11 protein-coding genes and 4 tRNA genes are annotated in these 14,871 nt (G+C 58.4%); all 15 read right to left on the bottom strand.

The features are described from left to right. Positions 1-374: 374 nt before the first annotated feature. A tRNA-Gly gene (locus DXC99_RS09460) sits at positions 375-450 on the bottom strand. A gap of 42 nt (positions 451-492) precedes the next feature. Beyond that, positions 493-566: transfer RNA gene (locus DXC99_RS09455), tRNA-Cys, on the bottom strand. Positions 567-600: 34 nt separating this feature from the next. After that, positions 601-676, bottom strand: a tRNA-Gly gene (locus DXC99_RS09450). 105 nt (positions 677-781) lie between these two features. Continuing rightward, positions 782-1,528, bottom strand: a complete 747-nt coding sequence (locus DXC99_RS09445) for an anti-sigma factor antagonist (RefSeq protein WP_055286928.1) — start codon at positions 1,526-1,528, stop codon at positions 782-784. 78 nt (positions 1,529-1,606) lie between these two features. Further along, on the bottom strand, positions 1,607-3,952 hold the full coding sequence (locus DXC99_RS09440; protein ID WP_117584283.1) for a GAF domain-containing SpoIIE family protein phosphatase: 2,346 nt from the start codon (positions 3,950-3,952) through the stop codon (positions 1,607-1,609). A gap of 59 nt (positions 3,953-4,011) precedes the next feature. Beyond that, positions 4,012-4,101 (bottom strand) — tRNA-Leu (locus tag DXC99_RS09435). A 600-nt stretch (positions 4,102-4,701) separates the two neighbouring features. Beyond that, complete coding sequence (locus DXC99_RS09430) at positions 4,702-5,730, bottom strand: ABC transporter ATP-binding protein (RefSeq protein ID WP_006236139.1); 1,029 nt, start codon at positions 5,728-5,730, stop codon at positions 4,702-4,704. Then, complete coding sequence (locus DXC99_RS09425; protein WP_117564867.1) at positions 5,731-6,822, bottom strand: ABC transporter ATP-binding protein; 1,092 nt, start codon at positions 6,820-6,822, stop codon at positions 5,731-5,733. It lies immediately after the preceding gene. Between the two features lie 2 nt (positions 6,823-6,824). Next, positions 6,825-7,760 carry an ABC transporter permease gene (locus DXC99_RS09420; protein WP_117584279.1) on the bottom strand — a complete coding sequence of 312 codons (936 nt, stop codon included), beginning with the start codon at positions 7,758-7,760 and terminating at the stop codon, positions 6,825-6,827. A gap of 14 nt (positions 7,761-7,774) precedes the next feature. Then, positions 7,775-8,812, bottom strand: a complete 1,038-nt coding sequence (locus DXC99_RS09415) for an ABC transporter permease (protein WP_089572952.1) — start codon at positions 8,810-8,812, stop codon at positions 7,775-7,777. Positions 8,813-8,969: 157 nt separating this feature from the next. After that, positions 8,970-10,646, bottom strand: a complete 1,677-nt coding sequence (locus DXC99_RS09410) for an ABC transporter substrate-binding protein (protein WP_117584278.1) — start codon at positions 10,644-10,646, stop codon at positions 8,970-8,972. Positions 10,647-10,936: 290 nt separating this feature from the next. Then, entirely contained in the window at positions 10,937-11,191 is a 255-nt protein-coding gene (gene secG, locus DXC99_RS09405; RefSeq protein WP_006236144.1) for a preprotein translocase subunit SecG, read from the bottom strand. Positions 11,192-11,355: 164 nt separating this feature from the next. Continuing rightward, complete coding sequence (gene gpmI, locus DXC99_RS09400; protein ID WP_117584277.1) at positions 11,356-12,909, bottom strand: 2,3-bisphosphoglycerate-independent phosphoglycerate mutase; 1,554 nt, start codon at positions 12,907-12,909, stop codon at positions 11,356-11,358. 5 nt (positions 12,910-12,914) lie between these two features. Then, complete coding sequence (tpiA, locus tag DXC99_RS09395) at positions 12,915-13,682, bottom strand: triose-phosphate isomerase (RefSeq protein ID WP_089572945.1); 768 nt, start codon at positions 13,680-13,682, stop codon at positions 12,915-12,917. Then, positions 13,675-14,865 (bottom strand): phosphoglycerate kinase, encoded by a 1,191-nt coding sequence (gene pgk, locus DXC99_RS09390; RefSeq protein ID WP_099431437.1) that lies wholly within the window; start codon positions 14,863-14,865, stop codon positions 13,675-13,677. The genes tpiA and pgk overlap by 8 nt, the downstream gene beginning before the upstream one ends. Positions 14,866-14,871: the final 6 nt, after the last annotated feature.

Here is a 14,871-nt window from a genome sequence, read left to right as displayed (position 1 = left end):
GCCATTGTGGCCCTTGACAGTGGATTGGGTCATATGAGCGAGCGGGCTCCGGGTGCCCCAGGTTGCCGCGAAAGAGGAGGGAAGCGTACTCTATGTACGCGACCGACGATTGAGGGGCAAGATGGGGTGCCCGGGGCTCGCGCAGCGTCAACAAAAAACGCGGTTCGTTAGAACCGCGTAAGATAGTTGGAGCGGACAACGGGGCGTCTGCGTATTCGCTTCGCGGATCCGCACCGGCTTCGGCCGCCTGCCGGCGTCCTCGCCAGCTCGCTACAAACGCTCCGCGTTTGCTTAACGCTCGCTCCCTCTCGGGTTCGAGCCCAAGCGATGGGTACGAAAAAGCCCGGCTACCGTAGTAGTCGGGCTGCTGCGTTTGGAGCGGACAACGGGGCTCGAACCCGCGACCCCAACCTTGGCAAGGTTGTGCTCTACCAACTGAGCCATGTCCGCATATGTAAAACAAAACGGGCGCCGGAGCGCCCGGATGTTGCCTGGAGGCGAAGCCCGGATTCGAACCGGGGGTAAAGGCTTTGCAGGCCTCTGCCTTACCACTTGGCCACTTCGCCGAAAAAGGACCGCCTAAACGGTCCGGAAATGCAATGGAGCGGACAACGGGGCTCGAACCCGCGACCCCAACCTTGGCAAGGTTGTGCTCTACCAACTGAGCCATGTCCGCTTGCGGGTTATTAATTTACGCGAGTTGTCCAAAAGACGCAAGTACTTTTTTCAAAAAACTTGTCTGCCGCATGTTCTTAGTAGCTAAACGCGCTAAAGCGATTGGCTAGGCACACGACTCCAGCGCTCCGCTAAACAGCTTCACCATCTGCACGCGCGTGCCGGCGCCGTCCGTACGACGAGCAACCTCCACGTTATCGACGAGCATACGCATAAGCTTGATACCACGGCCGCGCTCCTCTGATGCGACCGGTTCGCTCGTTTCATCGATAGAATAGCCGGCACCTCGATCAAGCACCTCAACCACAACGCGATCGCCATAGGCCTGAACCGTCAGGACGCACCCGATACCGCCCGCATGGTCATAGGCATTACCCAGCGCCTCCCCCGACGCCAATGCGACATCGTACCGCTCGTCACGGCGCAACGGAAGCGATTCAAGGAGTTCGGCGATGCGATGTCGGTAGTATGGAAGATTCTCGATACCCTGACGGACCTCGACGCTCTTACTCCAGCGAGGCAGCTCCCCCACCGGAATGGCGGGAATAGACTCCCGTGCCGGCCCCGCGACATGAAGAATATCGACAAGACGAGCAATCTCCAAAAAGCGAACAACTTCACCTGATGCATTGACGAGCGAAAGCAGGCCTTCTCGCCTCATGAGCTCACGAGCGCGCGTAAGCAGGAATGCCAAGCCCGTCGAATCGATAAAGCTGACAGCCTGACAGTTGATGACGACACGACGCACGCCGCGGCCAATCAAAGCATCCAACCGCCGACGCAGCGCAGGCACCGTGGCGATGTCGATATCGCCTGGTGGCGTCAAAACCGCTATGTCATTCCACTCATTCATACGACCATGGTTCCCCAAAAAAGCCCACTCGATGCATTCGTTTCCCCAACCGTACGGATTCAGCCCGCCCAGCGTCGTCTATGAACGACCCCGTAAAAACTCAAGGGACACCAATGCAATGTCATCGTCCAGCGCCGATTCGGTAAATCGGTCGAGCTCGCCCAAGACCTTGCCGCAAATGCCCGACACGCCCTCACCCGAGACAGAGAGCAGAAGGTCGCGAAGGCGCTGCTCGCCAAAGAAAGCACCCGAGCGGTCACGCGCTTCGATTGTTCCGTCGGTGTACATAAATAGCATGTCACCAGGAGCGAACGTAAACACGCCTGTCTCGTACACCATGCTCTCAAAGGCACCGATTACCCCCGATTGGCATCCAAGCAGCTCGACCTCTCCCCCACGAGCCTCGCCGCCACCCAGCGGCATCGACTCTGGCCTGATGACCATGGTCGGAGGATGGCCCGCCGAACAATACGTTGCGCGTCCGGCTTTAAGGTCAATCTTGGCGATAAAGGCCGTCACGAACGTCTCGACCCTCGAAAAGCCCATAAGCATGCTATTAAGGGAGCGTGCCATGCGGGCCGGTCCAGCGCCCTCCCAGGCATATGCCGTCAGGGCCGTCTTGACGAGTGCGGACATCGATGCAGCCTCAATGCCTTTGCCAGACACATCGCCCAGAATCATGACGGCGCAATCGTCGGGAAGACGGATGAGCGTATAGAAATCGCCGCCGACCAACGCCGAGTTCGTGGCCGACAGGTACACCGAATCGGCGGCGATTCCCGGAACATCCCCCAGTGAATTTCTCATGCCAATCTGGAGGGTCTGAGCGATATGGCGCTCCTCACGCTTTTGAGATTCGCCTTCATAGATCAGTTCAAAGTCATGAGCCAAGTGCACCAAGTAGTCATATTCAAGGTCATCAATCGGCTCTTGGCTACCATCACGAAGCAGCAGCGCACGCGTCGTCGGCCCCTTCGCAACAGAAGCAGGAACGATCGCGTCGTTACTGTGCTTGCCATCGCCCTCAGGGCGCGGGCGCCCCGCCTCGATGCCGGCGTCGACGTAGAGACCCTGGCAAGGCAGGCCATGCGCCCTAAGCCAGCCTCCCATAGGCATCGATTCGTCAACGCGAGTTATACGGACGTGTTTAAGGTCCTCGGCGCTCGTGCCGCCCAAAACAGATGCCTCAAAGCCATCAGGGCCAGCCCCCAGACGTGCCGCTGGCGCCGTCGTGGAAAAGAAAAGCTTCTCGGGATCGTCCGGCAAAGCAACGCGACTGCCGCCTTCAAAATCTATGACGTAGGAATCCAGACTGGCGTCATACTCAATAGGGCAAAAATGGCAGTTGAGCATATTGCAGATCTCGGACGATACCGCCTGGGTAGCCGCGGCGGAATCGTCTAGAAAGGTAAACAACTCGTCACGCAAGACATTGAGCGAGCGGCCAAGCTCGGCCGTGCGACGGGAGCGAAGGCTCGATGCCATGCCGACCAGCTGGATAGACAGGTAATCGCAAATGACCTCGAGCACATTAACGTCATAGGCGAGCGGTGCCTGAGGGCGTTTCCAACCAACTTCCAGCACGCCAAGGATCTGCGTACCGTAAAAAACGGGAAGACAGATCTCGCTGCGGTACGGAGGCATATCCTGCATGCGCAACAGGTGCTTAGAACGATTGTCCAGATCCATGAACATACCGGAGGCGACCTTATCACCCTCAAGGTCCTGTTGAATCGACAAGCGACAGGCACGCGACTCACGAAGAACATACGTCGGAATGCCAGCGCCATACGGCAAAAACTCAGGCAGGTAGCTGTCGTACAGCTCCTTGGAAACACCGCGAAGTTTAAAACCACCGCTCTCAGAAAAATAGATAGCGGCACCCGAAGCATCGAGCGTTCCTACAAGCTGGTTCAAAACGGTATCAAGTAGGCTGGGCAGCTCATCGGAGCCCACGGTACTCATAATGACCGAGAGCGTGCCAGAGAGGCGCTTGTTCGCCACTCTAAGCTCCGAAAGCGCACGCTTGAGTTGCCGGTCGTGAGAATACTGTTCCTCGATACTGTGAAGCGCCACCAGGACACGTGGTGCGCGGCGCCCAAAGATGTGTGGAGGCGTTACGGAGCCCGCACGAACCAAGACGGGAATAAAAGAGCCGTCACTCAGCTTGAGCATCAGTTCGTTCTCGGAGCCATCAGTTTCAAATGGCAGACGATGTTCCGTCGCACGTTCAAAAGCGGACGAGTACAGGACGTCTTTAACATCTCCGCCGATGACGTCGGCGCGTTCCTCGCACATCAAACCAAGTAAGCGATTATTCACATGCAGAATGGTTCCGTCGAGCTCGCAGATGATGACAGCATCGCTCGTGATCTCGACTAGTTGGGCAACGTCTGCCCACTCGTTGCGTTCAAGCGTTTCCATCGTGGACCTCACCGTCTATCGGTAACAAAAAAGCCTCCGAAGAGGCTTCTCAAATGCGATGGTGTCGGAGGCGGGACTTGAACCCGCATGACCAAAAAGCGGTCACTAGCACCTCAAGCTAGCGCGTCTGCCAATTCCGCCACTCCGACATGCTATGTTGTTGATTCGCGGTTCGTTTTGTTGGACCCGCGCGTTCAACGAGGAAGATAATAACCTATGATTCGAGAACTGTGCAAGCACTTTTTTCAAAAAAGTTTACGAATTTGTAAATGCGCAGGTAGACTGACCTGTTCGGGCCGGAATGAGGTTGCTTTCCAACGCGTCCTCGGGCATGCGACATTATTTTGATCCGCGCTTCGCGCTACAAAATAATGCCGCCCCCTGCGGAATGCGTTGGAAAGCAACCTCATTCCGGCCCTAGGAGTATGCACTCCGGGCACAGTTCTCAAATATGTTCTGGGGCTAATACAAAATTTAGTGGCTCGGCTTTGCCGAGCCCTTATATGGGGAGGCCGGAGCTAAAGCTCCGGCCTCGCTCAATTTCCTATTAGATTAAGTGAGCGATCGAGGAATCGCACTCCCTCTCTGCCGCGTTAACGTAGGGCCCGCTCTGGAGTTGCCTTTCAGAACATTCCGCAGACCAGGAAACCCCCTTATCCGCAGCTCCGAAGGAGCAGGATAAGGGGGTTTCCATGGTCGAGGACGTTCTGAAAGGCAACTCCAGAGCGGGCCCGGACGAAAACAACCGACTACAGGTCGATGTGCGATTCCTTGATCGGGAACGGCTCGGCGAAGTGGCACGCGCAGCAGTGGCCCGGGGCAACTTCCTTAAACTCAGGAAGCTTCTCGGAGCAGATGCCCTGCGCGATCGGACAGCGCGTGTGGAAACGGCAGCCGGTCGGCGGATCTAGCGGCGACGGCGGATCGCCAGCGAGGATGATGCGCTTGCGGGTCTTCTGAATATCCGGATCGGGCACCGGCACGGCAGACAGCAGTGACTGCGTGTACGGGTGGTGCGGCTCGCTATAGAGTGTCTTCCAGTCCGAAACCTCGACCATCTTACCCAGATACATAACGGCAACGCGATCGGAGATGTGCTGCACGACGGACAGGTCGTGGGCGATAAACAGATACGCCGTACCGAACTTGTCCTGAAGTTCCTTGAGCAGGTTCAGAACCTGGGCCTGAATGGAAACATCCAGAGCGGAAACGGGCTCGTCGCAGATGATCAGCTTGGGCTTCAGAGCGAACGCGCGGGCGATGCCGACACGCTGACGCTGACCGCCCGAGAACTCGTGCGGATAGCGGTTGATGTGCTCGGGGTTGAGGCCGACGACGTCCAGCAGCTCACGGACACGCTCAATGCGCTCCTCCTTGGTGCCCACGCCATGAATAGTCATGGGCTCGGAGACGATCTCGCCGATGGTCATACGAGGATTGAGCGAAGCATAGGGGTCCTGGAAGATGAACTGCATCTCACGACGCATGTCCTTGATCTCATGCTTGCTCATCTCGGCAACGTCTTTGCCCTGGAAGAACACCTTACCTGCCGTCGGCTTGGTCAGGCGCATGATGGTGCGGCCCGTGGTGGACTTACCGCAACCAGACTCGCCGACCAGGCCAAAGGTCTCGCCCGGATAAATCTCGAACGAAATGTCATTCACAGCAGAGACGACGCGCTTGGAAAAACGCTTGGCGAACATGCCGGACTCTGCGGGGAACTCCTTAGAAAGATGCTCGACCTTCAGCAGCGGAGTGCGCTCGTTATTGTCTGCCATTTACGCCTCGCCTCCCTTCTTGGAATCCTTGCGCGTGCGGGACGTCTCAGGGGCGTTCTTGAGGAACTCGGGGTCACCGGAATAATGGCACGCAGAATAGTGGCCGGACTCGGTGACAACGCGCTCGGGGCGCTGCTTGCGGCACTTGTCGGTCGCATAGGGGCAGCGAGGAGAGAAGACGCAGCCCTCGGGCAGGTTCATGAGCGAAGGCGGGTTGCCGTGAATCGGCGTCAGCGGCTTCTTCTCATCGATGGCCTGCTCCGGGATGGAGCGAATAAGACCCCAGGTGTAGGGATGGCGGCTCTCGTAGAAGATTTCCTCAGCAGTACCGAACTCGACGGGACGGCCGGCGTACATAACCATAATCTTATCGGCCATATCGGCGACGACGCCCAGGTCATGGGTAATCATAATAATGGCGTTGCCGTTCTTCTCCTGCATCTCCTGCATGAGCTCGATAATCTGAGCCTGAATGGTAACATCCAGAGCCGTCGTGGGCTCGTCGGCAATCAGGATATCGGGATCGCAGGCAAGAGCCATAGCGATCATGACACGCTGACGCATACCGCCGGAGAACTGGTGCGGATACTCATTGACGCGCTTCTCGGGCTCGGGGATACCCACGAGGTCCAAAAGCTCGGTAGCGCGCTTGAGCGCCTCCTGCTTGGAGTAGCCGCGGTGCAGACGAAGGCCCTCGCCCACCTGCTTGCCGATCTTATAGACCGGGTTCAAGGAGGTCATAGGATCCTGGAAGATCATCGCGATGTCGTTACCGCGAATGTGCTGCATCTCTTCCTCGGTCATCTCGAGGATAGAACGGCCGCGATAGCGAACGTCGCCGCCCTCAATCTTTCCCGGAGGCATCGAGATAAGACCCATGATGGTCATGGCGGTCACAGACTTACCGGAGCCGGACTCACCGACGACACCGAGGGTCTCGCCGCGATCGAGCGTGTAGGAGACACCGTCGACAGCGCGAACAACGCCATCTTCGGTGTGGAAATACATCTTAAGGTCATCGACCTCGAGCAGATGCTGGCCCTCGGGAACCGGCTGGTCCTTCAGGTCCACATAGTTCTTGTTCTTCTTCATCCTTATGCGTCCTTCATCTTGACGTCGAGGGCGTCGCGCAAACCGTCACCCAGCAGGGTGAAGGCGAGCACCGTCGAGAGAATTGCCAGACCGGGCATGATCATCATCCAGGGAGCAGTCAGAAGATACTGCTGACCGTCCTGAATCATGGAGCCCCACGAAGGCGTAGGCGGAATAACGCCCATGCCGAGGAAGGACAGAGCGGACTCGGTCAGAATAGCGCCGCCGATGTTCATGGTCGCGTAGACCACGATGGAAGCAACGGAGTTCGGGAAGATATGGCGCATAACGATACGGGCATCGGATGCACCCATGGCGCGGGCGGCGTCAACATAGTCGTTCTCTTTGACCGTGAGGATCGCGGATCTAAAGACGCGCGCAATCGAAGGCCAGCCGAGAATACCGATGGCGATAAAGACGTTCTGAAGGCCACGGCCGATAACGGCGATCATGGCGACGACGAACAGCACGTACGGGAACGCCAGGAAGATGTCCGCGCAGCGCATGATAATCGTATCCCAGATGCCGCCATAGAAACCGGCAAGGGCGCCCATGACCAGACCGATCACCGTGGAGATGGCGGTGGCCATAATACCGACGGAAAGCGAAACACGTGCACCGTAGATAACACGAACGAGAATGTCGCGGCCAAGGGCGTCGGTGCCAAACGGGTGCTCGGCACACGGAGCCAGCAGCGACGTCTCGGCCATGGTGGTCGAGTCGGAAGCCGTCGGCGAACCGAGCCAGGGCTTAGCCCACAGATCTGCGGTCAGGGCAACCAAAACGACGACGATGATCCAGCAGACACCGATAACGGCGAGCTTGTTCTTGCGAAGACGCTTAAAAGCGTCGCCCCACAGCGTGCGGGACTTGGCGGGAGCAGATGCGGCCTTGGTGGCGGTAGCCTGCTCCTGAGACTGAGAATCAGTTTCCTGCATGAGACGTACCTCCCTTAGGCCTTATCCGACGGACCGCCAAGGCGGATGCGCGGGTCGAGGAATGCATAGCTAATGTCGACGAGCAGGTTGATCACCATGACGACGACGACGATGAGCGTAACGCCGCCCATAACGATGGGCCAGTCACGCATGCTAATGGCGCGATAGACCTCATAGCCGATACCGGGCCAGTTAAAGACCGTTTCGGTCAGGATGGCACCCGAAAGCATGCCGCCAAAGTCGACACCAATATAGGTAACGACGGGGATGAGTGCATTCTTAAGCGCATGCTTGATGATGATCGCGCGATTGGAGAGACCCTTGGCCTTTGCCGTACGGATGTAATCTTGGTTCATGACGTCAAGCAGCTGTGAACGCATAATGCGGGCAGCATAAGCGGTCGAAACCGAAGCCAGCGTAATGGTCGGAAGCACATAGTGCATCCAATCCTGATACTGAGAGCTGGAACCGCCGGCACCCGAAATCGGCATGGAGAATGCGCCGCCGGTGAGATCCTTAAGGATGACGCCGAAGAACAGCTGCAGCAGCATGCCGAGCCAGAAGGCGGGAACGGCAACGAGGATCGACGTGGTGAGCGTTACCAAAATATCCCAGAAGGAATAACGCTTTACCGCCGAAATGATACCCGCACCGATACCCATGATCGCCTCGAGCACGATGGCGCACGCGGCGAGTTTGACCGTATACGGATACTTCTGGGCAAAGATTTCCGTAACCGGCAGCTTGCGCTGGTACGAATTACCCAGATCGCCATGAAGCAGACCGTTCATGTAATACAGATAACGGTCTACAAGCGACGTCTGAACGGGATCGCCGTTCTCGTCAAGGATCGCGTTACCGTCCTCGTCCGTCTGGACCAGGTGATAGCGTACGCGAAGCTGAAGCTCTACCTCGGGGGACAGAGCCTTGTCTCCACCGATCAACTTGATCGGATCTCCCGGCACGATATTCTGGAGGGCGAACAGAATCAGCGTGACGCCCAAAAACACCGGGATGAACTGAAGCACACGTTTAACGATGTACTTACCCATACCACTCCCCTATCTAGGGATTAACCTAAATGGGATGCCGATCGCCAGACCGGCATCCCAAAATTACCATCAGCCAGTTTACCCCAGGTTAGGGGGAACTGTATGTTTCCCATGAGGTCTACGTAAATACTTGACCCTCACGGAAGCTGCAAAACTCTTAGGCGAGCTCAGCGGTACCCAGATCGGCGTGCTTCTGCGGATCAACGTAGAGGTACTTGACGCGGTCGGAGCCAGCGATGGTGTGCGTGTAGAACATCACCGGGATGACCGGGCAGTCGGCGGCGACCATGGCGTCGGCCTCCTGCATCTTGGCGATACGCTCGTCGTCGTCAACCGTGGCACGGGCCTCGTCAACCTTGGCGTCAAAGTCGGGGTTGCTGTAACCGGAGCGGTTGTCGCCACCCAGGGAGTCGGAGTGGAACAGCGGATACAGGAAGTTGTCCATGATCGGGTAATCGGCGATCCAGCCCAGACGGCCGAACTGATAGTTGAAGTTCTGATACTGCTCGAGCAGGGCAGACCACTCAGGGGTATCGGAGACGGCGGTGACGCCCACCTTGGCGAGGTCGCCGATGATGGACTCCATGATCTCCTTGTGGCCGCCGTCCTGGTTGTAGGACAGGGTCACATTGATGCCACGATCGCCGTTAGCGCCAGCGGGAGCGACCTTGTCGAGGTACTCGTTAGCCTTGTCGACGTCGTAGGCGCAGAACTCCCATGCGCCCTCCTTGTAGCCGGCGATTCCCGGAGGAACGATGCCGTCAGCGGGGGTACGGGTGCCCTTGAAGATGGTCTTGCAGATGGCCTCACGGTTGATAGCCAGGGAGATGCCCCTACGCAGGTCAGCGTTGTTGAACGGCTCGGCCGTGGTGTTGCACGTCAGATAGTACGTGGAAGGCTCGGAACCGAGCAGCATGCGCGCACCATCACTCATGGTGTAGCCATCCTTGGACTCGCCGCGGTCCTTCTTGGCGGCGTCGATCTGAGCAACGGGAACGTCGCAGACATCAAGGTTACCGGCCTGGAACTCCTTGTAAGCGGTCTCCACGTCCTTGATGACCTGGAAGTGGATGGCGTCGATCTTGGCCTTGTCGCCATAATAATCGTCGAACTTCTTGAGGTTGATCTCCTGACCATCCTCCCACTTACCGTCCATCATGAACGGGCCGTTGCCGACCGGGGCAAGATAGAAGCTCTTGACATCGGTCTCGGCGCACTCGGGAACCGGGGACAGAGCCGGGTGAGAGGCGACGAAGGGGAAGTCGGCGTAGGCGGAAGTCAGCTTGACGACGAGGGTCTCGTCATCCGGGCAGGTAACGCCGGACAGCTCGGTAGCATTACCGGCAAGCAGATCGTCATAGCCCTCGACCATGGAAAGGTGGTAGGAGACCTCGGAAGGACCATACTCGGTAGCGATGGCCGACTTAGTGTTGACCAGGCGCTCCCAGCCGAGCTTGAAGGACTTGGAGGTAACGTCGTCACCGTTGTGGAACTTGGCCTTCTTGATCTTGAAGGTGAACTCGGTGGCGTCGTCGTTAGCCTCAAAGGACTCGCAAGCCAGCGGAACGATCTCGCCCTTCTCGTTATCGTACTCCGTCAGAGCGTCGAAGAGCTGGTACTCGACCTGAGTGCCCTGATCCTCCTGGACGTTGTAGGGGTCGATGCAGACCGGGTTGTTGATGTAGAAGTTCAGCGTCGAACCGGACTCAGAACCGGAAGCGTCGCCGCCCTTCTTGCCGCATGCGGCAAGAAAAGCCATGGAGCTCGCAGCGAGGGTGCCGCCAACAAAGGCGCGACGACCCATAACGGGCTGGTGGAACATAGAATCAGCCATGCCATCCTCCTTATGAGATAGGACAAAGTGAATTCGGCCGGGCAACGTCAAGACAGCCCGATCGAACCATTCAAACGCGGTCCGCCGTTATGGCTGGTTATGCAGTGCGGACCAACGTTTCGCAATACAGTAGCGCATTTTATGCACAATATGGCGCTAATTCCGGTTAACGGTCGAGAATTTCTTTAGTTAGGCGAAGTATGTGGGGATATTTTGACTCTATTACAAGTCTGTAAACAAAAAGGGCCCCGCACATGCGGGACCCTTTACAAACGTATATACGCCGATGCTTAGTAGCCGACGATGCCCTGCGGGAAGAAGAACATGCACAGAACGACACACACAGCAAAAACGACGGCCATAATTACCGTCAGGCGATCGAGGTTCTGCTCCATGACGCCCGTGGCAGAGCTGGAGTTATACAGCGAGCTAGCGATCATATCCGAAACGCCGGTGCCCTTACCGGAATGCATCAGAACGAGAATCGTCAGCGCCACGGCAGAAACAGCCCAAACGACAAACAGAAGAATCTGGAACGGACCCATAGATAAGCTCCTTAATAGAACAATTCAAACTCCAGTACTGTACCACAACCTTCAACACTCCCCCACCTGCCATTTAGGGACGGGGTAGAAATGGCAGAAATACCAAAAAGGGGGTCGTCCGGTTGTGGACAACCCCCTTACTAGAAAACGGTATTTGTTTTCTATTAGGCCTCGGTGGCGAGCACGCGACCCGTCATCTCGGCGGAAGGCTCAATACCAGCCATGGTGAGCATGGTCGGAGCGATATCGGAAAGACGGCCGTCCTCGATACCGGTGAGCTTGGCCTTATCATCAACGATGATGAACGGCACGCGGTTGGTGGTGTGAGCCGTAAACGGATGCTTGGAACCGTCGGAAGCAACGTCAAACATGTGATCGGCGTTGCCATGGTCGGCGGTAATCAGCGCAAAGCCGCCCTTGGCGAGAATCGCCGGGACAACCTTGGACAGAGCATCGTCAACAGCCTCGACGGCCTTAACGGCGGCGTCGAAGACACCGGTGTGGCCAACCATGTCGCAGTTCGCGAAGTTCACGATGTAGAAATCAGCGCGATCCTCGTTAATAGCGGCGACGAGCTTCTCGGTAACCTCGGGAGCGCTCATCTCGGGCTGCAGATCGTAGGTAGCAACCTTGGGGGAAGCGACGAGCACGCGCTCCTCGCCCTCCTTGGGCTCCTCGATGCCGCCGTTGAGGAAGAACGTCACATGGGCGTACTTCTCGGTCTCGGCGGTGTGCAGCTGCTTCAGGCCATTGGCGGCGATAACGTCGGCCAGAACGTTCTCGGGGAACGTCTTGGGGAAGGCGACCTCGACGTCAAACGTCGGATCGTACTCGGTCATCGTCACAAAGTGCGAAAGCTTAATCTGCTCGCGCTCAAAGCCGTCGAACTCCTTGTCCGTGAACACGCGAGTCATCTGACGAGCGCGGTCGGGACGGAAGTTGAAGAAGATGGCCGCGTCGCCCTCGTGAATGCCCTCGTTGTGGGCAGCAAAGGGCTCGACGAACTCGTCGCCGCGCGGATCCTTCTCGTAGTAGGCCTTGATACCGGCAACGGGGTCGGTATCGGCATCGGACGCGTTGACCATGACGTCGTAGGCACGCTGGATGCGCTCCCAGCGGTTGTCGCGGTCCATGGCCCAATAGCGGCCCGAAACGGTGGCAACGCGAGCGTCGCAACCGGTCTCCTCGGAGATCTTAGCCAGAAAAGCGCAGAACTCGCTCATGTAGCCGGCACCGGACTGCGGGTCGACGTCGCGGCCATCCATGAAGGCGTGGACGCGAACGGTCTTGACGCCATGCTGGGCAGCCATCTTGACCAGAGCCTCGACGTGGTTCATGTGAGAATGAACACCGCCAGGGCTCATAAGGCCCATAAGGTGGAGAGTCTTGCCGTCAGCCTTGACGTCGTCCATAGCCTTGACGAAGACCTCGTTCTTGGCGATGGAGCCGTCCTTGATGGCGTTGTTGATGCGCGAAAGCTCCTGGAACACGATGCGGCCGGCACCGATGTTGAGGTGACCCACCTCGGAGTTGCCCATCTGGCCGTCGGGAAGGCCCACGTCCTCGCCCGAAGCACCGAGCGTGGTGTGAGGATACTTCTCGTACAGGCTATCAAGGAAGGGCGTCTTGGCAGCGGCGACGGCGTTCTCGCCATCAGCCGGAGCAAGGCCGCAGCCATCCATGATGATCAGGAGTGCAGGAAGATGACGCTGTGCCATATGTCCTACTCGCCTGCCTTGACGACCATAGAGGCGAAGTCGGCAGCCTTGAGCGAAGCGCCGCCCACGAGGGCGCCGTCAACGTCGGGCTTGGCGACGAGCTCGGCAATGTTGCCGGGCTTAGCGGAACCACCGTACAGGACGCGGATACCGTCGGCGAGCTCCTCGCCAAACATCTCCTTGAGGGTCTCACGGATAGCGCCGCAGACCTCCTGAGCGTCCTCGGCGGTAGCGGTCTTGCCGGTGCCGATGGCCCAGATGGGCTCGTAGGCGACGACGACCTGCTTGGGGCAGGTGATCTCAAGACCAGCAAGGCCAGCTTTGACCTGGTTCACGACGTGCTCGACATAGGTGCCAGCCTCGCGGACCTCGAGGGACTCGCCGCAGCAGAAGACGGGAACAAGACCGGCGGCAACGAGGGCCTTGGCCTTCTTGTTCTGGTCCTCGTCGGTCTCGTGGAAGTAGTCGCGACGCTCGGAGTGACCGATGATGCAGTAGGTGCAGCCAGCGGACTTGAGCATGTCGCAAGAGGACTCACCGGTGAAGGCACCCTTGGCCTCCCAGTACACGTTCTGTGCACCGAGGGCGATGGGGGCAGCCTGAATGCGGTCATGAACCGTGGTGATGTCAATGGTCGGAGGGCAGACGAGCACCTCGACGCCAGCCGGAACCTCGGGCAGAGCCTGAGCCAGCTCGTCGGCGAGCTTGGCGGCCTCGGCGACGTCGTTGTTCATCTTCCAGTTACCAGCGATAAGAAGGGTGCGATTAGGCATCGAGAAGCGCCTCCACTCCGGGCAGGGCCTTACCCTCGACGAGCTCCATGGAAGCGCCACCACCGGTGGAGATCCAGCTCATCTTGTCGGCCAGGTTGAACTTGTTGACAGCCGCGACAGAGTCACCACCGCCGATGATCGAGGTGCAGTCGGCCTCGGCGACGGCCTCGGCGATAGCCTGGGTGCCGTGAGCGAAGTTGTCGAACTCGAAGACGCCCATGGGGCCGTTCCAGAACACGGTCTTGGCGCCCTTGACGGCCTCGGCGTAGAGCTCCTCGGTCTTGGGGCCGATGTCCATGCCCTCACGATCGTCGGGGATAGCGTCGGAAGCGACAACCTCGGGGACAGCGTCCTCGCCAAAGTGATCGGCAACGCGGTTGTCGATGGGGAGCAGGATCTTGACGCCCTTCTCCTCGGCCTTCTTGAGCATCTCGCCGGCGCGCTCGACCCAGTCCTCTTCCTTGAGGGACTGACCGACGGTCAGGCCCTGAGCCAGGAAGAAGGTGTAGGCCATGCCGCCACCGATGATCAGGGTGTCAGCGGAGTCGATGAGGTGATCGAGAACGCCGATCTTGGAGGAAACCTTGGAACCGCCGACGATAGCGACGAAGGGGCGCTCGGGCTCGGCGAAGATGCCGGTCAGCGTGTCGACCTCCTTCTCGAGCAGGAAGCCGGCGACGGCAGGCAGGTAAGCGGCGGGGCCCACGACGGAACCCTGGGCGCGGTGAGCGGTGCCGAAGGCATCGAGAACGAAGACGTCACCATAGGAAGCGAGCTTCTTGGCGATCTCGGGATCGTTCTTCTTCTCACGCTTGTCGAAACGGACGTTCTCGAGAACGAGGACCTTGCCCGGCTCGACGGCGGCGACAGCCTCAGCAGCCTTCTCGCCGTAGGTGTCGGCGACAAAGGCAACATCGAGACCAGAGAGCTCAGCGAGCTTCTTGGCGACAGGCTCAAGGGAGAGCTCAGGCTGGAAGCCGGTGCCCTCGGGACGGCCGAGGTGGCTCATGAGAATGACGCGAGCGTTGTGCTCAACGAGGTAGTTGATGGTGGGCAGGGCAGCCTTGATGCGGGTGGTGTCGCCAACGACGCCATCCTTGATAGGCACGTTGAAGTCAACGCGGACGAGAACGCGCTTGCCGTCGACATCGATGTCGCGGACGGTCTTCTTGGTAAAGGCCATGTTTGC

The organism is Collinsella sp. TF10-11AT, from assembly GCF_003437565.1.
Classification (GTDB): domain Bacteria; phylum Actinomycetota; class Coriobacteriia; order Coriobacteriales; family Coriobacteriaceae; genus Collinsella.
The sequence above is the reverse complement of the archived record's forward strand: the minus strand, read 5'-3'. Positions and strand labels throughout refer to the sequence as shown.